This window comes from Bacillus sp. RC251, from assembly GCF_044908765.1.
In the GTDB taxonomy this organism is placed as follows: Bacteria; Bacillota; Bacilli; order Bacillales; family Bacillaceae_G; genus Bacillus_A; species Bacillus_A wiedmannii.
On the sequence record NZ_JBIYDP010000013.1, the window covers coordinates 84,760 to 108,466 of the forward strand.

Sequence of the window (23,707 nt, forward strand, 5' to 3'; positions counted from 1 at the left end):
ATTAAAAATATTCAATATTTTCATTATAATATAAATCAATTTCTATTTTATAATCATAAACTATATTTCTTTAATTTGAATGGTGGCAGCCTCTTCTAATAGAATTACCCCCTTGGTTTAACAAATACTTTTTGTAAATAATATATTTGTTAAACCGTTAATTAAGGAGAACTAGTATGCCACAGGATCGAAAAGAAGAAGTTCAAAACGATACATATGAAGGAAAAGAGAGTATGCTTGATAATCCAAAATATCTACCGAGTCATGTGCAAATGGAGCTGCCTCCCGAACTTTCTATAAATGCCCGTAAAGGAGAAGTAGTCATTCTGCGCTGTAACATGCCTAATGAAGGCATGTTACCAGAAACAGCGTATCAAAATAGATCAGATTACAGTGGTTCGTCAGCTCAAATAATAATTTTCGAATAATTCAGGTGATGAGGCCGGCATGGGCCTCTAGAATTTTAGTTCTTGCATCATCATTTTTACAGTATAGGTTTGGATCGAAGCCGACTTTCTGACAAGTCTCACGGATCAACTGTTCCAATCGGCGGTAAATGACCACAGGGCGCTCGTGCAGCTCTTCGATTCGAATTCCATCCCGTCCGCAGCTTCAATCCAGCTCCGGGGTCATCACCGGCTCGTAATTTGAAAAGGTTTTATAAGATTAAAATCCTGTACATTATTTCTTTGATCTTCCTTTTGAAAACTTGATGTATTCATATACAAGCATTTGCCTAGTCTAAAATTAATTCCATTTATATTCGCCTATGCAGTATCAACAATAACCTCTAATCCTATTTTTCTTTATCTTTTGTTTTTAATTAAGGCGTTAATCTTGGTATATCTCATGTTTTAAGTGGAAATTAAATATTATTGTACTAATTATAATTTTATTGAAAGCCATTGTTTAAATTGTTGTAAATGAATCTTCCATTTCTCATGTTTTACTTGCTCTATTTTATTTAGTAAAAGAGAAGATTCGTGAAATGCGGCATTGCCTTTTAGAGTGCTTTGTAAACCTGATAGTAAAGCATTAATAGATAAAATAACAATGGTAAAGAAAATAACAGGTCCCATCGCTAACCAAGGATAATTTATTAGCTTTTGACTTGTGTCATTTATTAATAAAAGGCTGCCTCCAACATCTAAGGAAATTGTTTCGAATAATGCTAAATGCATCATTAATATCATTATTTGCAATATTTGTTGTTGGAACCAAATAAATAATTTAGGAAGTAAATAGGGCTTAATATGAACTTTATATATGTGATAAATATGTCCACCAAGTAGTTTGGATGTTAAAACGTATTCACGTTGTAGAAGTAATCTAACTTCATTGCTAATGAGTTGTGTTAAATTTGGTATGCCAATAAGAGTAAGAACTACAATTGTATAACATATCCATTTAGTTTCATGGATATTATCCATACCTGAAATTGTAGGACGAATTAGTAAAATAGCTAACAATACAGTAGGTATAAACTGGAAAACGTCAAACACCCAATTAATATATTTTGTCCAAGTATAAAAATAAGCATGTAGTACTCCAAATAAAAGTGAAAAAGTAAGTCGAAAAATACAGATGATTAAAGCAAAAAAAATTGGTGTTTTTGCAAAAATAAGAACTTGCTGTAAAACATCAACTCCATATTCCCCAGTACCTAATGGGTGTGTTAAAGAAGGGGAGGTTGGTTTAGATTGAATATTAAAATCTTTAGAAGTAAATTCAATAAAATATTCAAAAACATAGCTAGCGATAATAATGCTGAATAGAATTAAAAATCCTATTAAGAATTGTTTGTTTTTATATAATCTTCTTATCATATAAATGCCTTCTTTCTACTATAATCAATTTTATGATTTCAAATAAAAAATAAAACGGAATCATCAAAAGAAGAATACCAATGGAAATAATTTCAGGATTTTGATGGCTGATTAAAAATCTAAATAATCCAAAAGAATTAAATAAAAATTCAAGAATAATTGAATTGGAAACTATTAATAACATGATAGATTTTGCATTATAAAAAATAGAAATTAAAGCATTACGCAAAACATGGTGTTTTAGTATATAAAAATGTTTCAATCCTTTGGCGACTGCAAGATCTATATAACTATTTGACATTTCATTTTTATAGTTAAGTAAATTTATCTTATATAGATAAACCGTTGGCAAAATTGAAAGAGTTGCAATAGGTAAAAAGTATGTTTTATTAGTTATTGTAGAAAAGGGGATAGTAATAAGCCAATTCGTATTTTTATATATTGAAATAATGATTAGTTGTACAGATATTATTAAAAATAAGTCAGGTATAGCTTCTATGGTGCTCAAACTTTTTGAAATTATAGATTGGATTCTTTTTGGTAAATAGAATGTGAAATTTGCTAAAACTATTGATAAAAATACAGCAATAAAAAAAGCTGAAATTATTATAGTTAAGGTATAAAAATATGACTCTAGTAAATTGGGTAGTAATAAGCGTTTAATTCCATAAATTTCATATGTTAAATGAAATGGGTCTAGTAGGGAATGAATCACTTTTTTTATATAATCAAAATATCCTAACCAATTTAATTCTAATATAATTAATTCCCCTTTGTTTTGAGATGTATTCAAAAACAATTTTGGTAGACAGCAAATAAAAACAATTCCTAAAGCAGCTAAAATAATTTGTAGAAAAATTAATATAATCTTTTTTGTAAAGTACATAAAATATATCTCCTTAAAATGATTTGTTTTCATTGTTTTCAACTACTACTATCAAATGTCCTTTTTAATGAGAAAAATAATGATTTAATTTTCGTTTTTTATAAAACGCTATCAGTGCTATATTCTGAACATTTGAATATTCTTAAAATTTCTTATATTGGTGTTGACATTCGGAAAATAGTAATTTATTGTAATTACTGTAATAAAAAAACTTTAAGTGAGGGATACAGATGAACAAATTTATACGTGAACTAAAAACAGAAGAACTAACAGAGCATGTTGGAGGGATTGATCCTAAAAATGAAACAGTAATCCATGATGGCGGAGGAGTAGGACCTAATTGTAAGGTGTTATTTGTAGCATGTCGAGCCAAGGATTGGGGATCATGTCAATTATGGTATGATTTTTGTAGATATTAATTTATATATTTAGCAAGTTAACAAAGGAGGAATACAAGTGAACAAATTTATACGTGAACTAAAAACAGAAGAGCTAACAAAGCATGTTGGAGGAATTGATCCTAAAAATGAAACAGTAATCCATGATGGTGGAGGAGCAGGACCCAATTGTAAGATGTTATTACTAGGATGTCAAATGAAGTATATATCTCAATGTAATTTATGGAATCAGTTTTGTAGAAGTTAATTTATGTATTTAGCAAATTAACAAAGGAGGAATACAAGTGAACAAATTTATACGTGAACTAAAAACAGAAGAGCTAACAAAGCATGTTGGAGGAATTGATCCTAAAAATGAAACAGTAATCCACGATGGCGGAGGAGCAGGTCCAAATTGTAGAAGGTTAGCTCAGTCATGTATTTTGAAAAATTTAAAATCATGTGGCTTGTTCGATCAGTTTTGTTAATGTATTTTAAAAATAAATATTTTCAGGAGGATTTTAAATGAACAAATTTATACGTGAACTAAAAACAGAAGAGCTAACAAAGCATGTTGGAGGAATTGATCCTAAAAATGAAACAGTAATCCATGATGGTGGAGGAGCGGGACCGAATTGTAAAAGTTTGCTGAATCAATGTATATTAAAAAATTTAAAATCGTGTGGCTTGTTTGATCAATATTGCTATCGAGAGTGGTTATAAGGTATACGGATGAATTAATATAGTTTTATTGTAGTATATATAGTACCCTTAAAAGGTAAAATATCATAGTAGATTCTGGAAAACTTAATTTTCATTTATATATATAATGATTTAATTTCTCTATAAACATTTTTGTAACCGATTTCAAAATTCTATTCAAAGAAGAAGGATTTTGAAATCGGCTTTCATGAAATATGAAAATAGCAAATTATCAAAATATAACATTACATAAAGGTGATAGTGAAATGAAATACGTACATACAAAACAACAAGAAGAATATGATTGTGGAATTGCTTGTGTAGCATCTATTTTTAAATATTATCATTTGCATCATGGTATTAATTATCTTAGGGATCAAGTTACTTATAAAAATGGATATGATTTAAAAGATTTGTTATCGTTATTCAGTCAAGTTAATCATTTTTCTTGTAAAGCTGTTGAGATAAATAAAGAAGATATTGGAGAGGCACTAAAGCATATTGAAGGACCTTGTATAGCTTTAATAAATAAACAGGTCAACGAATCTTATGAAGGTCACTATATAATTATTTATAAACGGAAGAAAAATAAATTGGTAATAAGTGACCCGGGTAACGATAAAATATCTACAATTACTATTGATGAATTTAAAAAACATACTACAGGCATATTTCTTCTAATTGAATCTAAAAATAGTAATTCTGATAAAAAAACAAGTTATCATCAGAAATTTTTCAGGGAATTGATTAAAAATAATAAATTAAGTATCTCATTTGTCTTATGTTTATCTATCTTGTTTGTTTTATTTTCAATTAGTAACTCATTCTTCTTTAAACTCGTAATAGATGAGATTATTCCTCACAATTATGATTACCTATTGTTAGAATTTACTTTGATTTTTTTAGGAATCAATTTTTTAAGTAATGCATTTGATTATTTAAGAACTTACATAATTAATAAGGCTGCAATAAAATTAGACCAATCTATATCAAAAGAATTTTTCAGGAAAATATTAAAATTACCTATTAATTTTTTTGAAAATAGGGATGATGGTGACATTATATCAAGATTTAATGATATTTATTATATTAGAAATTTAGTAAATGTAGCTTTTGTTTCAGTAATATTAAATACTGTAATTTTTTTGGGAATAGGATTCGTCCTTTATAACATTAATGTTTTACTTTTTTTCACTGTTCTTATTTTGACGTTGATTTTGATAGCAATTACTTTTATGTATTATGATATTATCCAAAAAAGAAATAAAGATTCTATGAGTAAAAATGCTGATACACAATCTTTTTTAATACAATTTATAAAAAATATGACTAATATTTATTCTTTAAACAAGAAAGAATATTTTTCCTCTGCATTTAACAAAATATTCAATAGGGAACTTAATGCGGCGTTAAAAGAAGCTGTTACAATAACAAATAATAATGGACTAAAAAAACTTGTTCAAACTTCATTTTCTATCATATTATTATATGTTGGTGCTAAACAGATTATGGCGGATACTATATCATTAGGGGATTTACTTTTTATAAACTCTTTAACTATGTTTATGCTAAGCTCTCTAACAGGATTAATTGAATTGCAAGGAGAAATCCAAAAATCGCTTGTCGCTAAGGATAGATTGACTGATTTAATGAATTATCCAGTAGTTCAAAATAAGCCTCAGACAGATATTACAAGGATTAAAGACATATCTATAGACAATTTAAACTTTAATATTAATGATCACTGTATTATTAAAAATGTTAATATGAATATTTCTAATAACGAAAAAGTTATTTTAATTGGTGAAAGTGGTTCAGGAAAAACTACGTTTTCTAAATTATTAAACAAACTCTATCAAACTAACGCATCACAAATATATATTAATGGTGTTGATATTAATGAAATTAATGATAATAGTTTAAGAAAGGAACTTATTTATTTAAATGAAAATCCATTTCTCTTCAAAAATACAATTAAAGAAAATATATGTATGGGAGAATATTTTACTGAAGATGAAATTATAAAGGCTTGTCAAATTGCACATATTTATGATGTAATCACTTCACTTCCTAAAGGTTTTAATTTCGTAATAAATGATAGTAATTCCAATTTATCTACGGGACAAAAACAGCGATTATGCCTTGCTAGAGCAATTCTTCACAAACCAAGTGTTTTAATTTTAGATGAATCGCTTAGTAATGTAGATCCTGATAATTTCATGAAAATTTATGATGCTTTATTAGGTTTAAATTCGATAATAATTTTTATTACACATAATCCTGAGTATATAACAAAATATGATAAGAAATTTATTTTTAGAGAAAAATCCATCTTCGAAATGCAAAGAGAATTAGAGAAACAATTAAATTAGAGGTGAATAAAATGTCAAAAAAAATCCTGTTTTCCAGTTTAGTTATTCTAATAAGTATAGGTTCTCTCTTTTTTATTTTCACTTCAAAAGACTTAGATAAACCTAACTATACTAATATCGATATGAAGGAATATAAAGGTAAAATAAACTCAAAAGATAATTTTTATATTTACGTTTACAAAACTAGCTGTACAGCATGCCAAACTACTAAGCCATCCTTAAATGAAGTGATTAAAGAAGATAAGAAAAAGGTATTTGCTATAAATATGGAGTCAGAAGAAAATATGGATATTGAATTTTTGAAAAAAAATAACATTCAAAAAACACCCACGCTACTAAAATATAAAAATGGGGAAGAAATGAACCGGGTAGAAGGGATCCAATCTAAATCTGAATTAAAGTCATTTTTGGCAGAATAAAATTAATTTGATTTTTTAAAGGAGTAAATATATGATATATTTTTCTTTTCTTGTTTCACTAGTAGCTACGATAGGGAGTTTATATTTTAGTGAAGTAAAGGGTTATGTTCCCTGTAGTCTATGTTGGTATCAAAGAATTTTTATGTACCCAATTCCTTTGTTAATTTTTATTTCAATACTAATTAATGATAAAAATATAAAATATTATCTTCGTTATTTTTCATTAATAGGTATAATTATTTCTTCTTACCATAATTTCATTCAATTTACTCAACATAAAAGTAGCTTTTGTGGTGTTACAAGTAGCTGTTTAACAATCTATGAAAAATGGGGAGGTTTTATAACAATTCCGCTTATGTCTTTAACAGCATTCATAATAATATTTGCTGTATCATTTTTTTTAAATGAGAAGGTTCTGTTACAAAGTTCGAAAAAATCATAAACTGATTGATAAATGAGAAATAATGTTTGAGATATATCTAGTAGTTAAGTTGAAAAGTTCGATAAATGTATTACAAATAGTATTTCTCATTAAGTAGAAATAAATGACAAGTAAAAGGTAAATAAAATATAAAATGTTTTTATATACCAATTAAGATAGAACTTAAATTGTGTATTTTTTACATAATAAAATTAAATTTCAACAGAAATATATATATTATTTAAAACTAAGGGGTAAGGAAAAAGAATAAGAGTTTAGCAATGTAAAATTGCTAAACTCTTATTCTTTATTTTTTCCTATTCTTCCTAAACTATCTTTAATGGTTGTTTCCCCAAGCTGAGTGTATAACAAAGCTGTATCTTGGCTCGTATGACCAAGTTGCTGCATGACTTGTAACGAATCTTTTTCTTCCATATATAATTTATTTGCCAATGTGTGTCTTAATTTATGAGGAGACATTTTTTTACCATAGGCTTTAGTATATTTTTCTACTATATCCTGGATAGCTCTAACCGAAAGAGGTTGTGCAGTATGTTTATACCTCGATAAAAACACATTTTTTAATTCTTTCCCAGGAGCATATTTGTTATCTCTAAGTTCCATATACTTTTCAAGATCATTCAATGCCATTGGAGTAATCCATACAGAATCTTCTTTATTTCCTTTACGGATTACATCAATTAGTCTTTCTTTTAAGTTTATATCTTCCATACGAAGATCGGCCAATTCACTTACACGAATACCGCTACCAAGAAAGAGTGAGAGGATAGCTACATCCCGATCTTTATCCCTTAGGAAATAGAACAACTGATGTTTTGTTAAAGATTTTTCATGTTCGAACTTAATGTAATTCAAAAACTCTTGATCGTCATCATTATGGAATATTTTTGATCTCATACGTTTTGCACGAGCATTTAATGTTTCTTTATCTTTATGTATTTCAATTTTAGCCATTACATTTCTATAAAAATAGCATTCTCCATCTTCATTCTCTGATAGGGAGGTGAGGTACTTAAATAAAGACTTTAAGGCCGAAATTTTTCTGTTAACAGAGGAATTCTGCATGTTTTGTTGTAGTTTTAGAAATCTCATAAAGTTCTCAACATCTTTTTTCTTTAAATTCTCCAAATCAGAGAAGGATATGTCTTTAATAGGTTTAAATTCAATAATTTGTTCAGATAATAGCCAATTAAAGAAGACTCTAAAATCATATACATAATTCAGTAGGGTGGAGGGAGAGGCATCATGCAATTCTTTGTACTCCACAAATTCTTCTATGTAAAAGGGCATTTCATTTAAATTCTCGTATAATTTCTTACGATGTACGGATTTTTGACGTTGTTTACTGTAATCCATAAAAATCACCTCATATATACTATAACAGAAAAGAGACGCGAACACAAGTTCGCGTTAAATTCAATTTTTACACAAACTTATTTACATAATTAAATTATGAGATACTAGAATATAATCATTAATGAAAGGAATAATGTATTTACTCAAATAAAAATTATAGATAATTAAGAGAGCAATTTGTATTTAACCAAAAAAAATGGTGGAAAAACTAAATATAAATGTATTTAAAATAAAACAATTTATATTTATAAATTCATGCAAAAATCAATATATGAAAACAGTTTAAAATTCGTTATCTAACATGTATAAGTTAATTTAATCATAATTTTGAGGAATTAATTAGATTAACATTAGAAAAAATCCTATATATTAAAAGATAATTTACTATGAAATTTTTCAATGAATAGTTCAGTATTAAATAATTACTATATAAAATATGAATTATATAGCCACATACCAATATGTTAAGATTCATGTAAAGAAGCCCGAAATCCCTAAATACAGTATTAGATTTTTATTTATCTATCTTATTGTTCGTAAAATTGGTATTTCGTGCGAAGTTGTAGAGTGTTTATTTTTCCCCCTTTTTATAATTCTTTTATGTTCATCCAACAAAATGCATCATGCACCTTTCATCAGTATGAATATCTTTTAGTTGCAGATACATTCACCTATACATTTTAGTATTGATTACATGGTTGCTTATAGGGTATAGCTAGCATATAAATACATGTTAAAAAAATTTCAATGCAATACGGGTAACTTTAACCACTTAAGACTAAATAGGTTGTGCTTTACCCAAAACTTGATTGTTTTTATATTGAAAAAGAATGTTTCCTATAGTCCTGGAAAAAGTATTCTTTATTGTACTTTGTTTATGTGAACATACAGTGATTTTTAATTCTAATACAGATTTTAAAATATAACTTCGCAATTTCTCCTTCCGTCTCAATAAGATAAGAATTCTTTTCATTTTGAGACGGATTTTACTCCTTTTTTTCAAACATCTATAATATCTCTTATGTAAACTAAATATAAGTAAGTAAACAATTTTTCTTTTTGAATGCGCTTCCGTGTTTTCTATTGTGGTAATCCACACAGATTGTTTCTAGATTATCTATATCTAATACAAGTGTTGAATGATGTTCGAGTTCTTTTATATGATGGATAACGAGTTGCATCTTCTTATGCTTCTGTTGTTTGGCTTTGTATTCATTCATAAAGCTTCCCCCTCCAACTAAGCAATATCAAATGTTAGAATGATAATCCATAAAGGTGTTAAACAAGTGATAAATACTAATGATACAAAACAAGCAGTCTTTTCTATCACATTATTAGATCCCTTCAGTCTATTCATTGGACTTAGAAACGTGGATAAACTTTGACCAATTTTGTTTTTCCACTCGTGGTTAGTGTTGTGTCTTCTATTTTTAGCAAATGGCTTGATAATCGCCCAGATAATTATAAACACCGTAAAAAACGCTATAACTAACTCCAATAGGTCGCGCTCCCTTCAGGATAACTAACTGGTACGTTGGCATTTTTTGCATACTTAATAAATAGCAAAAAAAGCAAGTCTGCTGGAACAGGCTTGCTTTCTGATAGAGCTCTGACAACTCAAAAACCATTTCTCTATATTATTTAAAAATAGTAATTTATGAAAATTATTGCACTCACTTAATAGAGAAATTAAAGTCATGAACTCTTACATAAATATTTTAATGATTACTATAATCAATCATAAGAATTAAAACAACGCTATATAACACTAATTGAATTATTTTTAATGTACGTAATTTCATAATGCATCCCTTAAGGTACTGAATCAAAATATCCACTTAATTAACGAAGGTTGTATTTTTTACTTTCCAGTCTTCAAGTTTAATGCTACCCAAAAACCATAGTTTGTGAGCTTTCTTTTCAACCTCTCATATTTGCAACATTGTCTTCTTCATATGTCACTTATTACATAATTCCTCTAAAAATATGTGTATCCTATACTCTCTTATAGTATCTATGCACTACAACTCAATAAATAAGCACACCCTCTTCGATAGTAATCTCAAGATTCGTTCCGCTTTCATTTTCGTGCACTCTACTTTCACACAAAGGAGAATTGACAAATAAATAAGTGCTAATATAAGAAATATATATAATGCCATACTTCATCATTATTGTATGCTTGCTTGTTTCTTTCATCTTTCACAACAAATTCTATATGATAATAGGTGCACTTCTTCTATTCATGAAGTTTTTGATGTACCATTATGAATCTCTCAATTCTGTCAAAACAGTCACTTCTTTTTTTATTTTTTCTTTCTCAAATAGTTTTGATTTTCCCATTGATTCTTTTACCATAAATGTATAACCGCCATAAGATTGTTTGGATTGTAGAGGTAAATCTTTATTTTCGATGACGGATTGTATATCAAATCGTTTTACACCAAAATCATCCATCATAGCTAAACAACACAGTGATACTGTCGCTCGTCTCTTTACTTTGGTTGCACAAGTCATCAGTGTATGAGCTAACTGAGCGGGACTAAGTTTTCTTCCAACTTCTGTACTAATAGGAACTGCACCTATAGCTGTAGTTCACTTACTTCCCTTAAACCGAATAAAAGCAAACGACTCTGTAAATGGATCTAGTCCATATTTTCTGCATACAAAATGATAATATTGCCGCTTTTCTTCCTCTGTTAGCTGTGATAAATCACTATTTATTGCCAATCTACCTAATATAATTTGTATTTCCTCAACCACTGTTGGTCTTTCCTTCGTACTAGGTATAAAAGAGCGTTCTAATATATTCGGAAACGTATTGAGTTCTTGCTTTTGTTTCTTATAATAAGTGACAATTTTTCACTTTGAGCTGACCTTACATAAGGCGTGTCTTACTTGAGACAGAGTAACTTTGACTCCTTTGTTTAAAAGATAACTGTACAGCTTTCGATACCCCATTCACCCTTTTAAAAGTTTAAATTGCATGACAATATAAGCCACTGTCTTTTTACGTCTTTTCTTATTTTCAGTAGGCTTACGATGAATAAAATCTATGTATATATAAAATAGCCTTATATTTATTATGAGGAGCATTTATGGTTGCTGTTGCAAAGTTAAAAAAGCATACTCAGATTAATAAATGAATAATATTTCAAGTAATTGTTTTGGTGTATTTCATGCTGAAAAGCAGGAGCTTGATTAAAGATTTCTTCTCTGTTTTTATAGGCTCAAGTGCAAGGAACGGAGAAATTTATCGACATGAGGCATTACAATTGGCAAAAGGAAAATTTGTATGTTATCTGAGTGACGATGATTCATGGTTTCCTGATCACTTACAATACATGGAGCAAGCTTTATCCAAAGCAGATTTTGTACATAGCCGCTATATGGCTTTTGTGAATAAGTAACAAATGATGGCCATTCAGGGATCATTGGAGGAACTTGAGACTCGCGATCGTATGTTGAAAGAGTCATATAAATTTTAGTCCTACGATTGCTGGACACCGCATAGATACCTACCATCGTCTTCTTGAAGGATGGAGCCCTGGACCAGAGGATGTGTGGAGTGATCTTAATATGTGGCGAAAATTTCTAAAGCTAGATAATATAACTTTTCATTCAATACCAGCTGTAACTGCTCTTATTCTTCCTTCTCCCTTTAGAACTAACATGACATTACAAGAAAGAGAAGCAGAAACGGCATTTTGGGCAAAACAAATTCGTTGCCAATCTTTTCGTTCTACTATTCAAGATACATTTTTTACACTCTAATTCTAGATGGTCCTGCTGCAAAGATGCCTAAAATGTAGAAAGAATTGGATGAAGGGATTATAAATAAAAAGTCGATTTCCTGTACGTTAAGAAATCGATTTTTTAATGAGTATTTTATGTCTTGATTAGAAACGAGCTTAATTAAATAAGTCCTGTGTACTTCTTGTAATACGTGCTAATTCAGTAACTACAATTACATCACCTTCACGCAGATTCTCTAACATGCGTAATAACTCTGGTCCGTCTGTTGTAGCTCCACTAACTTTTTTTCAAACACATAATCACTCAATTGTTTGAGTTACCTTGCTAAGTTCTGATCTTGTGTTGGTACACGAGCATATCCGAGAATCATTCCGTTTCTCCCCTTTTGTCCGTTTAAGTGTCCGTAAATTAACTATAGCTTAATAACAGCATTTAATTTCCGTACATGTAAACCGAACAAATAGGTTGTTGGAAAATAAGGGTTCTAAATATGTCTAATTTGTGAACAAACATAATTCAAAATAAGTACACCCATATCGGACGTTTTATCCTCTATTTTCGTTCGTTGTGTTCGTTTGTTTTGTTACTTCTTTTCCATAGATACAACACTAGATGCACAAATACAAATCATAAAATAAACCATGTAGTTAACCAAGGATGTTCGTAAATAACTTCCATGCCCTCACCCCTTAACAACAAACAAGACGCTAAACCAAAATCACGGCAACGCCTACGATAATTGCTATTGGTTTAATGAACAATGATTAACACTTGTCCTGCCATATTCTCACTATAAGAATAAGTATGGCCGTTATTACTTAAATACGCTTCGATATCTTCAGTAATATCTTTTACATCCTCTTCCTCAACGACTACCTTTTTATTTTCACCAAGACGTTTCATATAGTCTGCAAATTTATTAATTGTTTCCATTAACTTCTTCATCCTCCTATCCAAATATCCATTTTGTTCAATAAAAAAAGAACACTATAAAGTGCCCTAAGCTTCTGAGTATTAAATATACGACAATGCCCTGCCCGTTCTAATGGCGCAACATAAAAGAACTTTATAGCGGAATATATATAGCTATCGGAAAAGGAATAAGTTGGTTGGCATTGACTCGATATTGTATGTTTGGGAATTTCTTATGTGCAATAAAAAAAGAGCCCTATAAGGTACTCGTCCGATACGATTATAAAGAATGAATACGTCGTGTCAGTCAGTTATTAGTATATGCTTGTCTCATTCAAAGTTTTACTAGTTTAATATATAATTTCTATATAACAAAGAAAAAAGCACCCGTTATGGATGCTATTTCTGATTTATTTGCTACTTTAAGCCTCTTTCACAGTTACTATAACCTCTGCTAAATCATCACTATTTGTGTACTTGTTGATTTCTAAACTCACTTCGACAACTTCATAACGATCATGTCCTATTTTTACTTTTTTATTTTTTTCTAGCACTGCTATTAATCCTGCTAGATCATGGCTGTCTATTGAAGCTTTTAGTTTTTTTGTTTCGTCTTTAAAAGAAATCAGCATATATGCCCCCTCCTCTCCAAATCTATCTATTCGACAAAAGACCTTATCATCCTTTTATCTGAATAAACAAAAAGCCATCTCCGAACATTGACCTTATTCTCTGTAAACTCCATTCCACACATTCCGTCTGCGCCTACGCCTAATAGCTTTACGTTATCTTCCATTTTCATAACCTCGCTTTCTATTCAAAGGATTATTTTGTTCAGATTCTGGTAAAGTGTTAATATTCTTCATAAAGGAGGTCTACTAATGAAAAATCCCTGGAAGAAAATCTCTTTAATTGCTTTCATAGTAATTGTCCTTTTAATAATTTTATATTTTGGCGGTATGTCACTTTTTTGGAACCAACCCTGAATAAAACTAAATATTACGTTAATACTGTAGACACATGGTTATCCTTGGGTGAGCAGTTAGCTTTTGCTAGCTGCTCTTTTACTTTCTTCATCCCTTACCATTCTCTTTAAGGAGATCAATACATCTTCCAGTGTTTGTTTATCCCCTATGACATCCCTGTTTGTTTGGATGTGCCAAACGATATTTTCTAATTGCGTTTTGATGTTCATATCCATTCCCCTTTTCTACAAAATGAAATTTTTGTTATCCCCCTCCAAAACCCACAATATGTTAATATATACATAGATTAACAACAATGATTTTTTAGACATTTAAGAAAGGATGATAAAATGGTTATTTTCCAATGGCTAGAATCATGGCTATCTAGTGATATTCTTCATTTTAATTTATTTGTAGGTATGACAACCCTTCTCTCTCTAGCGTCTGTTATCTTATTTTCTATAACGTTTAAGAAAATAGGTACCAACGATACAGAAAGACTAAAACTCAAGCACCAAATATCTTATACAATGTGCACTTCACTACTTGTCTTATTAGCCATATTTATTCTATGGATGCCTACAAATACTATCTATTTAAGACAGTATCTCATCATGATAATTTCCATTTCACTTCTTTTCGGATCGATATCAGGTCTGTACCATTATAGAAAAGAAATACTCCCTGAGAGTTGAGTTAAACTCCTTTTTAGAACTCGTTGCAGTTAGCGGGTTCTTTTTTTATAAAATAGCGTTTTTATTAAAAACTTCTCACATTTAAACCGGACAAGCATATGTTATTGTATGGAAGCTTTCCATTCATAGCATTCTATCTTTCTCATTTGAGAGCACACATATAAGTGTGCTCTTTTTTATTTAAGATAAAATAACGATTTTATTGAGATTTAAACTAATAACTAATGCCCTATAGTAGTTATTCGCTGTTTCCAAAATAAATTGAATTAATAGTATAAAAATGAGGTATTAATAAAAAATTAAATTTACTATTTTTCTAAACACACAAGTGAGGTGATTTTGATAGATTACAAAAACAAAGATATATTCAATAAATTTCCGCTTATGGATATTAACCATATTATTCTCCCACATTATCCAACTGGTGTTACTGGATCGACTGGTGCTACCGGACCAACTGGTGTTACTGGATTGACTGGTGCTACTGGATTGACTGGTGCTACTGGATTGACTGGTGCTACCGGATCGACTGGTGCTACCGGACCAACTGGTGTTACTGGATTGACTGGTGCTACTGGATTGACTGGTGCTACTGGATCGACTGGTGCTACCGGACCAACTGGTGTTACTGGATTGACTGGTGCTACCGGACCAACTGGTGCTACTGGATCGACTGGTGTTACCGGACCAACTGGTGTTACTGGATCGACTGGTGCTACCGGACCAATTGGTGTTACTGGACCAACTGGTGTTACAGGATCGACTGGTGCTACCGGATCGACTGGTGCTACCGGACCAACTGGTGTTACTGGATTGACTGGTGCTACTGGATTGACTGGTGCTACTGGATTGACTGGTGCTACTGGATTGACTGGTGCTACTGGATCGACTGGTGCTACCGGACCAACTGGTGTTACTGGATTGACTGGTGTTACAGGATCGACTGGTGCTACTGGATCGACTGGTGTTACCGGACCAACTGGTGTTACCGGATCGACTGGTGCTACCGGACCAACTGGTGTTACTGGGCCAACTGGTGTTACAGGATCGACTGGTGCTACCGGACCGACTGGTGCTACCGGATCGACTGGACCCGCTGGCGTAGGATTAACAAACTATCTATATGCTTTTGATACTACCAACCAGTCAATTGTAGTAGGAGGTAATGTTACTTTTAATACAAATGGACCTATAATAGGAACCGCCCTTACCCACATAGCAAGTACTGGAAATATTATAATTAATACACTAGGAACATATGTAGCAGAATTTCAATTAGAATCTTCTCGTGAAAACCAATTTTCCTTTGCACTAAACGGTACACCAATTCCAGGCGGACGGTTTGGGACAGGGTCACCCCATTCCTTAAATCAAGGTACTGTTGCTTTTACAGTAACAGTTGTTCCTTCGACATTAACTTTAATAAATAATACTTCTTCAGCGGGTACTATCACTCTCACAAATAGTGATGGTGGCTCTTTAACAAATGTATCTGCAAATGTAAGTATTTTTCAGGTAGGATGATTAATTAGGTTAGAAACGTGATTCATAAAGCGACTCTACTTAACCTTTATGAATCACGTAGATTAAGATAACTTTTAACCTTCTTACTTTAATTAAAATAACTATTTTATTAAAAATCTTTAATGAGCTAATCCTTACAGTTTTGTAAGACTACTGTCACTAAAATCAATTTTTTCACTATAAACTCTTTACTATAATTTTCCTTATACACAAACAATAAGGAGCGATTTAAAAATGTTTTTTTCTGAATTAAATATTGATGCTTTTCGAGCTATCAATAATTTAGGGAAGCAATATTCATCCCTAAACTCCACTATGGTATTTTTAGCGGAATATATGGTGTATTTTTTAGGTTTAATTATTATTGCTTATTGGTTTACTCAATCTAGAAAAAACAAAATGATGATTATTCAAGCAATAGTTGCTTTCGTAACTGCTGAAATAATTGGAAAATTAGCAGGGAATTTGCATTTGAATTATCAACCATTTGCAGTATTACCTAATGTTAATAAACTTGTCGATCATGCAGTAGATAATTCATTTCCTAGCGACCATACGATTCTATTTTTTTCAATTTGTTTTTCATTCTGGCTTGTTCGTAAAAAGGCTAGATGGTTATGGCTTGTACTTGCATTCTGCGTAGCTATTTCTCGTATTTGGGTAGGAGTTCATTATCCTTTTGATGTCATAACAGGAGCTTTAATAGGAATTATTTCAGCACTATTTTCATATTGGTTAACACCGAAAATTACATTCATCAAACAATTACTTAATCTTTACGAAAAAATAGAACAAAATGTAATACCCTCCAAAAACAAGTCGAAAAACTTTTGATTAATCTCACAAAGCTAAAAAGATTACATATATTACCGAGTATTTTTCAATATTGTCTTGATCGAAGAGCGCTCCCTTGGGCGCTCTTTAATTTTAAAATAACGCTTTGATTAAAATCTATGAATCCATTTCTTAGGTGAAAAACTTTTATAGAAACACCTTTTTTGGACAAATTTACCGGGTGAATTAGCGGAAATTTCGTGTTATTCTGAACTTGTTGAATAACCCAATACATTCAACAATGCTCTTGATTGCATACTTAGTATGCAATCATCCATCCAGATACCTTAGCTAATACCTCCCCCTAATCGTTGTTATAGCTAAGGTATCTTTTTAGATGCCCTGTGTGCAGGGCTTTTTCATTTCAGTGATGATGCTCTTTATCCCATCTAATTATCGATGCTTTCAGTCCAATTTCTTAATAAAATTCAAATTTGATTAAAGTAACTGTGTTTTTCGTTCTTCCATACGGATTACTTTTCCACTTTGAGGTGGTTGTATTAGTTGGACCTGACCATTTTTAACAACATATATTCCGTTTATTTTCAAATCTATTTCAGCTGTCATTTCTACAAGATTTTCTTTTCTAATTCCCACCAAGATCACTCCCATATGTTATAATTAATTTGTCGAATAATTATGTCGAGAGCAATCTCGGCTTTTTTGTTTGTCTACAAATATCGCACAACATTTTCTGAAACAAATGATTGTTCAAGTGATAAATGAAGCCGTATTGGAATAGGCTTTTTTTCATCCCGTGCTCGCTTACACATTTCCTCTGCTTCTTCCCAATCAAATTGTTTACCCTCCACTCGCTTATAACGCCAAATTCCAATTGTGTAATCTTCAAATAACTCATAACGCTCATCAGGCGCTGTCGTTGGTTTTAATTCATCAATCGCTTTGGCTTGACGTGGTATTTGTACAACAACGTCGGCAAAACGTAGTTTAGAATTTAATCGATGATCATGAGCCTTCTTAAAATCAAATGACACAACTGGTTCAACATCAAAGATTGTTAACTGCTTTGGCATTGCTTTTCCCCTCCAATACATGCAAGCTTGCAATTAAGATTCCTTCAAGCTGCGTTAACGTTAGCGGTTCTGGTGCAAATACTTAGGAAAGATATAAAGAGGCGAAAAGTTTCCTAGTGGAATCTAGTCTTAAGCAACAATTCCAAATAGTTGATGGATGAACTCCACTTGATTTTGGACAGACTTGTCCAGTAAAATAAGTTGCCCTTTTTTTACCATATGCATAGCTTCTATTCAAGAAATAATGGCTGTAGCTGTGCGAAAGGATTTCAATCCTATCATCGAACGAACTCGCTTTTTAATAAATCGATGATCTTGTTCCACTATATTATTGAGATATTTTACATGCCTTAGTTGGATGCCTAATGGCATCTTTTTTTCTTTTCTCAATTCTTCAACTGTTATAGGATAAGCTGGATTCTTATCAACTGTCACGACACGAGGCTCAGAAATATGAAAAGACTGCAAAGCTTTCTTGAAGAATCGCTTTGCAGTCTTGTGGTTTCTTGCTTTGCTTAGGTAAAAATCGATGGTATTTCCTTTCGAATCGACAGCACGATACAGGTAACATCCATTGACTTTTTAATTTGATATATGTTTCATCAACTCTCCAAGAGTCATTGGTTTGCTTGAGATGACGACGGATTCTTTTGTCTAATTCAGGACCATACTGATGAACCCAACGCATAATCGTTGTATGAGCAACGGATAAGCCCCGTTCCTCCATCATTTCCACCAAATCGCGAAATCTCAAGTTGTACCGTAGGTACCATCTTACTGTTTGCAAAATAATATCATGATGATAATGCTTCCACTTGAATAAATTTCGCTTTTCCATACTGATCACGCACCTTTTTAGAGTAATCGTATCAGTATGTCCAAGATTTAGAGATTACTTGAAGTTTTCGCACCAGAACCAGAAAAAGGCACCTAAAAGGTGCCTTCTTCTTATGAGATAAAAATTATTTAGCTAGTTATGAAATAATTATTCTCTCAAATAGACGATATCATCAACTTATTGAAATTGTTTTCCATAAGGACAACGAGAATATCCAATTCGAATCTCCATTTCCTTGGTAACTTTGAACAGCTTCATAGATTTTCCCTTGATACTCTACTCTATCCCCTTTTGTATATGCTTTCCTCGGATCCCATTTTTCATAAGAGGTATTTTGCTCTTTTGTTTTTATACTAAGAACACTACTTTGAATAGACTGATTTCCAGCTGCATCTATAGCCTTCACAGTATATTTGTATTCCATGTTAGCAGTCAGTTTACTATCAGTAAATGTGGTTCCCTGTACCGTTTGAATGAATCTTCCGTCACGTAATATTTGATATTCTTTCACACCTACGTTATCTGTTGATGAATTCCATTTTAACTCTACGCTATTTGTAGTAATGTTGGCTGCTTGTAATCCTTCAGGCCGTGTAGGAGCTTCCGTATCTGGGCTAGGGTTAATAATTTGATCAACTTTCTTAAGACCATTAACTGTAACTTGATACACTATCTTCTTACCAAAGCTCTCCTGTATATTTTTATCCACATTTATAAGAGTCGCCCGGTTTCCACCCTCTAAATGTGTAAACTCAATATAGTCTCCGACTTTCATCGGAATTTTTTGTGTTTCAGCATTTTGTTGCCTGTTTCCATAAATATCTTTATTATATACCACTTTCCCGGATGAATTTTGGACTTTCACACTCGCATATGTACTATCAAAGTAATGATGTGGTACACCTGCTTTTAATTGAATTTGCATTTCTTCTTTTGTCTTATTAAAATCCAATTTTGCAAACTCAAAATCTCCTATTCCTTTCATTGACCATACAAATTGGTTTCCCTCTAAAACATTATTTGATATATCTGGACTATATCCCAAATTTGACAGGATTGACTTTAAATCTGGCAAAACACCGATTTTATCTGTTAACGGATTTTGGGATTTGGTACCTGTATTTTGATTACTTAGTATATTTCTTAATTCAGCTGGTTTATATGGACGACCTAAATGTTCTTTAGCCACACCTTGTATTGAAGTCGCTGCTCCAGCAATAATTGGAGAAGCACTAGATGTACCACTAAAGCCTGTTGTATAGAGATTTTTAGTAATCCTATTAGGCTCAGCACGAGTTGTATCTACGTTTTCTCCCCAACCATAAACATCAATTCTACTACCATAATTTGAAAACCATAAACGTTTATGAGGAACAGTTGACGATGCGGCTCCAATCATTATAGCTCCTGAATCTTTAAAGTCCGGACTATTGCGATTTAATACCTGTTTTCCATTCCGATCTCTAAATTGATCAAGGTCATTAGAACCATTTGCCCCGGCTTCTATCACAATAATTCCTTTATCCGTTCCAGCTCGTATTGCATCAAAGATATCTGGCTGTACTTCAACAGGTAAATATTTATCTCCATATCCATCATATGAAGCTTGTGCCTCTAATAATAAAATATCCCCAGCTTGTAAATTATGTACAGCATTTATTATCGCATCAGCCGTATTATAAGACCCATCACCTCTTATTTGGGATACTACTTTGACCTTAGCCTTTGGTGCAATTCCTATATTACCAATCTCATTATCTTCAGCAGAAACAATCCCAAGAACAGATGTTCCATGACCAACGTGTTGATCTATATTTCTACCAGATATAAGCTCAACTTTTTGATTTACTAAATCTTCATGGTCTAATAACCACCCATACTCCATATCTACAAAAGTAGTTCCTTTTCCATCTCCACCTTTAATGCTCCATGCATAAGATGCATTAATCCCATATGGTGCTTCCTTAAGATATCCCTGGTTTAAAAATCTTGGATCGTCGTAAGGGTTAAGCGATACAGTAGGTAATTGTACTTCTGGTAAAAGAGTTGGTTTTTCTTGCATATATACTTCTTCAACAAGATAAGATTTCTTAAACTTGTCCATCAATGTTTCAGCTGTTACTTTATTAGGTACTTCTACAATATAATAATCTAGTAAATTAGAAGATGATTTTTTTTCAGTTTCCCTCGTATCTTTATCAATATTTCCAATCTCTTTTGGGTCCACAGATGTAAATAAACGTTTTAATGTTAGCTGTGGAAATTCAGAAAAGATTTTTACTAATTCCAGATCGCTATCTTCGTTTTTTATTTGTTTCTCAAGTCCATCCTTATACGGGAAATTCACTTCACTTTTAAACTTTACAATAATTTGATCTTCTTCTTTAATATCTGCCTCAGATTGACTTATATTTTTTACAGGACCTTTCGAATCTGCATACACTACATTGGGATTTTCATGAAATTTAATTAGCTCTAATCCTGTAAAGGCCGTAAGTGCACTCGTAGAAACGAATATCCCTTTTATAAATTTCATAATGAATACCTCTATTCTTATTACTTTATATAACAATTTATAGATTTTTTAAAGGTTCTACTTTGAATAAATAACTCAACATCACTTGTGTGTATTCATAAATTATTTTAAAAAATCTTTTATTATACACGCAACAGGTTGTTTATTTTTTATATACAAATGAACTGTTAACACCTATACCCTTCCCTTCAAACAACACAACAATTGTCCTCATGATATGAAATATAAGTGAAAGCCCTTTGAAAAACGCCAAAAATATTAAAAATTCACTTATAAACAACCGGATAATTTTATTTCTATATTACTTTATAAATAATTCTTTCTAATTGCTAATATTTTCATAGTAGATGGCGGCACGTTTTTCTAACCATATTAATCTTATTGGACAAAAAAATGATGAATGTGATGTTAAAACTAAGACAAGCTACCTATAATGGTAGTTGTGCAGTTTGTGAGATAGAAGAATGTAATTTGTATGCTACGATCTGACATAATTCTAATGGTATGGAATGTATATTTCTCCGTAAAAGTAACTTGCTTTTATCTTTTTTAAACAATTTATTGTATTATTTTCATCTAATTAGGCACAGAAACAATTTAAAAATTCTTACTACTTTTTAGGAAAAACGTTTTTAGGGTACATTTTAAAATAGCTCTTTTTCTTTAAAATGTTTCTGTGCTTAATATTTAAAATATCTTATGTCAAAATTTCCCGCAACTAATATGTTAAATGATTTATAATTATATATAATATGGAATATTATAGTTAAATATTCCATATTATACTCTATTAAATATAGCGTATTTAACTTATTATGAATTGATTTGTTAGTCTAAGTATGAATTATTAAGTATGTTTTGTTTATAATTGTCACAATATAATTTTATCTTCGACGTTTTAATTACTTATAGAACATTTACATATGTTATAACTGTTATTTATGAGATAAAGAATCTCTCTACATATAAGATTTACTTAATTTAGATTTTTTCTCTCTCAATCATTTTGTCGAAAAAAGTCGAATTTTCATATTTTTTCTTTATCTTTTTGTTGTAAACGTTTTATTTTCGTGTTACCATCTTAATCAAACAATAGATGGTAACAAACTTAAAATATTTCTTTCCATTAGACACATATAAACGTTCGGTAACAACATGAAATTATGGTCAAAGAAATATGAACTACCTGATAAAATATTCAAAGGGATTTTTACCACCTAAATTTTCTGTTAATTCAGAATGTAGAACTTTAACATTTTGTCCCTAAGCAAAATTTACATTTTAGCGTGGTAAACCCAAAAAACTAAATCACCCACCCAAATTAATAAATGAAATGTCTGGTTATATCTAGTAATAAGTCATGAGAAAATGATTTCTTCCCTAAGAAAACTGAGCCAATTAATAAAAAGCATCTAAATTACTATCTATTGTTGATCACATATTTACCAACTATAAAAAAGAACCTACTGAAGGTTCTTTTTTATTTTAATCATTAGTCTTTCAATTATTGATAATCATTGGTGTTGAATCTTTATTTCCTCAGCTGCAATCAAGCATATGCGTCCTTTTTATATAACAAGTTGTTTCATGCGATCCTATTTATTCTTAACATGCCTCTTTAACCTTTCAAACCTTCCACTCTTACATGAATGTCCCTCATCTTTTCATCCAAAGATTTTGCAGTTTTGGCCGCGTCAATAAGCTCTTGCTCCAGATAGAAAGGGATTTTTTTGTCATATTTATAATAAATTTTATGTTCTAGGCTAGCCCAAAAATCCATCGCTAAGGTTCGAAGCTGTATTTCAACATAAACAGTCTCTACTTTTTGGGATAGTGTTACAGGTATTTGTACAATTACATGTAAACTCTGATACCCATTTGATTTTGGATTTTCAATATAGTCTTTCACCTGTACAATTTTAATATCATTTCGTTTGGATAGCTGAGAATATATATCATAAATGTCATTTACAAAAGAACAAATGATTCTCATACCTGCAATATCATACAACTTTTCTCTTGAGTTTGACATTGTAGGAGAAATTCCTTTTCTATCAAGTTTTAGTTGAATACTTTCGAATGATTTAAGTCTCGTCTTAATATGCTCAATTTGATTATGGTTTTTTAAATACTTTGCTTCTTCAGCTATTATATTAATTTTGGTTGTCATTTCATCTAAAGCAAACTTATATGGTAGTAAAAATTGACCCCATTTTCTTACATCTTCCATGTT

General features: G+C 30.9%; 22 protein-coding genes and 4 pseudogenes. 11 read left to right on the forward strand and 15 right to left on the reverse strand.

The genetic code is table 11. The features are described from left to right. Positions 1 to 176 precede the first annotated feature (176 nt). Positions 177 to 377 (forward strand): annotated as a pseudogene (locus tag ABH961_RS25765) (glutamate decarboxylase); the annotation flags it as partial. A gap of 507 nt (positions 378 to 884) precedes the next feature. Here the strand turns inward: ABH961_RS25765 and ABH961_RS25770 are convergent. Beyond that, entirely contained in the window at positions 885 to 1,826 is a 942-nt protein-coding gene (locus tag ABH961_RS25770; RefSeq protein WP_404520323.1) for an ABC transporter permease, read from the reverse strand. After that, entirely contained in the window at positions 1,807 to 2,712 is a 906-nt protein-coding gene (locus ABH961_RS25775; protein WP_098486586.1) for an ABC transporter permease subunit, read from the reverse strand. Before ABH961_RS25775 ends, ABH961_RS25770 begins: the two co-directional genes overlap by 20 nt. Positions 2,713 to 2,942: 230 nt before the next feature. Here ABH961_RS25775 and ABH961_RS25780 point away from each other — a divergent pair, with 230 nt between their 5' ends. From ABH961_RS25780 to ABH961_RS25810, 7 genes are all read left to right on the forward strand, one after another. Beyond that, on the forward strand, positions 2,943 to 3,131 hold the full coding sequence (locus ABH961_RS25780; RefSeq protein ID WP_087952090.1) for a hypothetical protein: 189 nt from the start codon (positions 2,943 to 2,945) through the stop codon (positions 3,129 to 3,131). Between the two features lie 37 nt (positions 3,132 to 3,168). Further along, positions 3,169 to 3,357 (forward strand): hypothetical protein, encoded by a 189-nt coding sequence (locus ABH961_RS25785; RefSeq protein ID WP_098870107.1) that lies wholly within the window; start codon positions 3,169 to 3,171, stop codon positions 3,355 to 3,357. 37 nt (positions 3,358 to 3,394) lie between these two features. Further along, complete coding sequence (locus ABH961_RS25790; RefSeq protein ID WP_087952093.1) at positions 3,395 to 3,577, forward strand: hypothetical protein; 183 nt, start codon at positions 3,395 to 3,397, stop codon at positions 3,575 to 3,577. A 37-nt stretch (positions 3,578 to 3,614) separates the two neighbouring features. Further along, on the forward strand, positions 3,615 to 3,812 hold the full coding sequence (locus tag ABH961_RS25795) for a hypothetical protein (RefSeq protein WP_098870108.1): 198 nt from the start codon (positions 3,615 to 3,617) through the stop codon (positions 3,810 to 3,812). 245 nt (positions 3,813 to 4,057) lie between these two features. Then, a complete protein-coding gene (locus tag ABH961_RS25800; RefSeq protein WP_404520326.1) occupies positions 4,058 to 6,163 on the forward strand; it encodes a peptidase domain-containing ABC transporter in 2,106 nt (701 codons plus the stop codon). 11 nt (positions 6,164 to 6,174) lie between these two features. Then, complete coding sequence (locus tag ABH961_RS25805) at positions 6,175 to 6,582, forward strand: thioredoxin family protein (protein ID WP_132136426.1); 408 nt, start codon at positions 6,175 to 6,177, stop codon at positions 6,580 to 6,582. 31 nt (positions 6,583 to 6,613) lie between these two features. Continuing rightward, entirely contained in the window at positions 6,614 to 7,024 is a 411-nt protein-coding gene (locus ABH961_RS25810; protein ID WP_098485823.1) for a disulfide bond formation protein B, read from the forward strand. Between the two features lie 279 nt (positions 7,025 to 7,303). Here the strand turns inward: ABH961_RS25810 and xerS are convergent, their stop codons facing one another. The 4 genes and pseudogenes from xerS to ABH961_RS25830 form a co-directional block, all read right to left on the reverse strand. Continuing rightward, the gene (gene xerS / locus ABH961_RS25815) at positions 7,304 to 8,380 is read right to left on the reverse strand and encodes a tyrosine recombinase XerS (RefSeq protein WP_404520327.1); all 1,077 of its coding nucleotides are present in this window, start codon (positions 8,378 to 8,380) and stop codon (positions 7,304 to 7,306) included. Between the two features lie 1,028 nt (positions 8,381 to 9,408). Then, positions 9,409 to 9,597 (reverse strand): annotated as a pseudogene (locus ABH961_RS25820) (HNH endonuclease); the annotation flags it as partial. A 1,048-nt stretch (positions 9,598 to 10,645) separates the two neighbouring features. Next, positions 10,646 to 10,897 (reverse strand): hypothetical protein, encoded by a 252-nt coding sequence (locus ABH961_RS25825; RefSeq protein ID WP_404520329.1) that lies wholly within the window; start codon positions 10,895 to 10,897, stop codon positions 10,646 to 10,648. Positions 10,898 to 10,975: 78 nt separating this feature from the next. Further along, positions 10,976 to 11,143 carry a hypothetical protein gene (locus ABH961_RS25830; protein ID WP_154214060.1) on the reverse strand — a complete coding sequence of 56 codons (168 nt, stop codon included), beginning with the start codon at positions 11,141 to 11,143 and terminating at the stop codon, positions 10,976 to 10,978. Between the two features lie 816 nt (positions 11,144 to 11,959). On the opposite strand from ABH961_RS25830, the gene ABH961_RS25835 reads away from it, so the two are divergent. Further along, the gene (locus ABH961_RS25835; RefSeq protein WP_016096711.1) at positions 11,960 to 12,154 is read left to right on the forward strand and encodes a hypothetical protein; all 195 of its coding nucleotides are present in this window, start codon (positions 11,960 to 11,962) and stop codon (positions 12,152 to 12,154) included. 143 nt (positions 12,155 to 12,297) lie between these two features. Here the strand turns inward: ABH961_RS25835 and ABH961_RS25840 are convergent. The 4 genes and pseudogenes from ABH961_RS25840 to ABH961_RS25855 form a co-directional block, all read right to left on the reverse strand. Beyond that, positions 12,298 to 12,506, reverse strand: a pseudogene (locus ABH961_RS25840) (recombinase family protein); the annotation flags it as partial. A gap of 380 nt (positions 12,507 to 12,886) precedes the next feature. Next, positions 12,887 to 13,069, reverse strand: a complete 183-nt coding sequence (locus ABH961_RS25845) for a hypothetical protein (protein WP_002204054.1) — start codon at positions 13,067 to 13,069, stop codon at positions 12,887 to 12,889. 401 nt (positions 13,070 to 13,470) lie between these two features. Then, the gene (locus ABH961_RS25850) at positions 13,471 to 13,680 is read right to left on the reverse strand and encodes a hypothetical protein (protein WP_002204055.1); all 210 of its coding nucleotides are present in this window, start codon (positions 13,678 to 13,680) and stop codon (positions 13,471 to 13,473) included. A gap of 410 nt (positions 13,681 to 14,090) precedes the next feature. Continuing rightward, positions 14,091 to 14,243 (reverse strand): hypothetical protein, encoded by a 153-nt coding sequence (locus ABH961_RS25855; protein ID WP_176523409.1) that lies wholly within the window; start codon positions 14,241 to 14,243, stop codon positions 14,091 to 14,093. 849 nt (positions 14,244 to 15,092) lie between these two features. Between ABH961_RS25855 and ABH961_RS25860 the strand changes: the two genes are divergently transcribed. Together ABH961_RS25860 and ABH961_RS25865 are read left to right on the forward strand one after the other, a co-directional pair. Beyond that, a complete protein-coding gene (locus ABH961_RS25860; protein ID WP_483862362.1) occupies positions 15,093 to 16,232 on the forward strand; it encodes a collagen-like protein in 1,140 nt (379 codons plus the stop codon). Between the two features lie 234 nt (positions 16,233 to 16,466). Beyond that, the gene (locus ABH961_RS25865; RefSeq protein WP_149191307.1) at positions 16,467 to 17,066 is read left to right on the forward strand and encodes an undecaprenyl-diphosphatase; all 600 of its coding nucleotides are present in this window, start codon (positions 16,467 to 16,469) and stop codon (positions 17,064 to 17,066) included. Between the two features lie 438 nt (positions 17,067 to 17,504). On the opposite strand, the gene ABH961_RS25870 is transcribed toward ABH961_RS25865, so the two are convergent. The 5 genes and pseudogenes from ABH961_RS25870 to ABH961_RS25890 form a co-directional block, all read right to left on the reverse strand. Next, positions 17,505 to 17,663 carry a DUF3954 domain-containing protein gene (locus ABH961_RS25870; protein ID WP_002204060.1) on the reverse strand — a complete coding sequence of 53 codons (159 nt, stop codon included), beginning with the start codon at positions 17,661 to 17,663 and terminating at the stop codon, positions 17,505 to 17,507. 74 nt (positions 17,664 to 17,737) lie between these two features. Beyond that, positions 17,738 to 18,100: a cell division protein SepF gene (locus ABH961_RS25875; RefSeq protein ID WP_098167474.1), complete on the reverse strand. Its 363-nt coding sequence runs from the start codon at positions 18,098 to 18,100 to the stop codon at positions 17,738 to 17,740. A 129-nt stretch (positions 18,101 to 18,229) separates the two neighbouring features. Next, positions 18,230 to 18,938: pseudogene (locus ABH961_RS25880) on the reverse strand (IS6 family transposase). A gap of 172 nt (positions 18,939 to 19,110) precedes the next feature. Further along, positions 19,111 to 21,474 (reverse strand): putative mucin/carbohydrate-binding domain-containing protein, encoded by a 2,364-nt coding sequence (locus ABH961_RS25885; RefSeq protein ID WP_404520332.1) that lies wholly within the window; start codon positions 21,472 to 21,474, stop codon positions 19,111 to 19,113. Between the two features lie 1,618 nt (positions 21,475 to 23,092). Continuing rightward, positions 23,093 to 23,704: a GTP pyrophosphokinase gene (locus ABH961_RS25890; RefSeq protein WP_033728681.1), complete on the reverse strand. Its 612-nt coding sequence runs from the start codon at positions 23,702 to 23,704 to the stop codon at positions 23,093 to 23,095. Positions 23,705 to 23,707: the final 3 nt, after the last annotated feature.

What these genes read in the sequence shown, in the direction of transcription:
- xerS (WP_404520327.1), bottom strand. Translation starts at nt 8,380, where the DNA reads ATGGATTACAGTAAACAACGTCAAAAATCCGTACATCGTAAGAAATTA.
- ABH961_RS25775 (WP_098486586.1), bottom strand. Translation starts at nt 2,712, where the DNA reads ATGTACTTTACAAAAAAGATTATATTAATTTTTCTACAAATTATTTTA.
- ABH961_RS25850 (WP_002204055.1), bottom strand. Translation starts at nt 13,680, where the DNA reads ATGCTGATTTCTTTTAAAGACGAAACAAAAAAACTAAAAGCTTCAATA.
- ABH961_RS25825 (WP_404520329.1), bottom strand. Translation starts at nt 10,897, where the DNA reads ATGACTTGTGCAACCAAAGTAAAGAGACGAGCGACAGTATCACTGTGT.
- ABH961_RS25885 (WP_404520332.1), bottom strand. Translation starts at nt 21,474, where the DNA reads ATGAAATTTATAAAAGGGATATTCGTTTCTACGAGTGCACTTACGGCC.
- ABH961_RS25890 (WP_033728681.1), bottom strand. Translation starts at nt 23,704, where the DNA reads ATGGAAGATGTAAGAAAATGGGGTCAATTTTTACTACCATATAAGTTT.
- ABH961_RS25770 (WP_404520323.1), bottom strand. Translation starts at nt 1,826, where the DNA reads ATGATAAGAAGATTATATAAAAACAAACAATTCTTAATAGGATTTTTA.
- ABH961_RS25805 (WP_132136426.1), top strand. Translation starts at nt 6,175, where the DNA reads ATGTCAAAAAAAATCCTGTTTTCCAGTTTAGTTATTCTAATAAGTATA.
- ABH961_RS25780 (WP_087952090.1), top strand. Translation starts at nt 2,943, where the DNA reads ATGAACAAATTTATACGTGAACTAAAAACAGAAGAACTAACAGAGCAT.
- ABH961_RS25865 (WP_149191307.1), top strand. Translation starts at nt 16,467, where the DNA reads ATGTTTTTTTCTGAATTAAATATTGATGCTTTTCGAGCTATCAATAAT.
- ABH961_RS25845 (WP_002204054.1), bottom strand. Translation starts at nt 13,069, where the DNA reads ATGGAAACAATTAATAAATTTGCAGACTATATGAAACGTCTTGGTGAA.
- ABH961_RS25810 (WP_098485823.1), top strand. Translation starts at nt 6,614, where the DNA reads ATGATATATTTTTCTTTTCTTGTTTCACTAGTAGCTACGATAGGGAGT.
- ABH961_RS25860 (WP_483862362.1), top strand. Translation starts at nt 15,093, where the DNA reads ATGGATATTAACCATATTATTCTCCCACATTATCCAACTGGTGTTACT.
- ABH961_RS25795 (WP_098870108.1), top strand. Translation starts at nt 3,615, where the DNA reads ATGAACAAATTTATACGTGAACTAAAAACAGAAGAGCTAACAAAGCAT.
- ABH961_RS25855 (WP_176523409.1), bottom strand. Translation starts at nt 14,243, where the DNA reads ATGAACATCAAAACGCAATTAGAAAATATCGTTTGGCACATCCAAACA.
- ABH961_RS25875 (WP_098167474.1), bottom strand. Translation starts at nt 18,100, where the DNA reads ATGCCAAAGCAGTTAACAATCTTTGATGTTGAACCAGTTGTGTCATTT.
- ABH961_RS25800 (WP_404520326.1), top strand. Translation starts at nt 4,058, where the DNA reads ATGAAATACGTACATACAAAACAACAAGAAGAATATGATTGTGGAATT.
- ABH961_RS25835 (WP_016096711.1), top strand. Translation starts at nt 11,960, where the DNA reads ATGTGGCGAAAATTTCTAAAGCTAGATAATATAACTTTTCATTCAATA.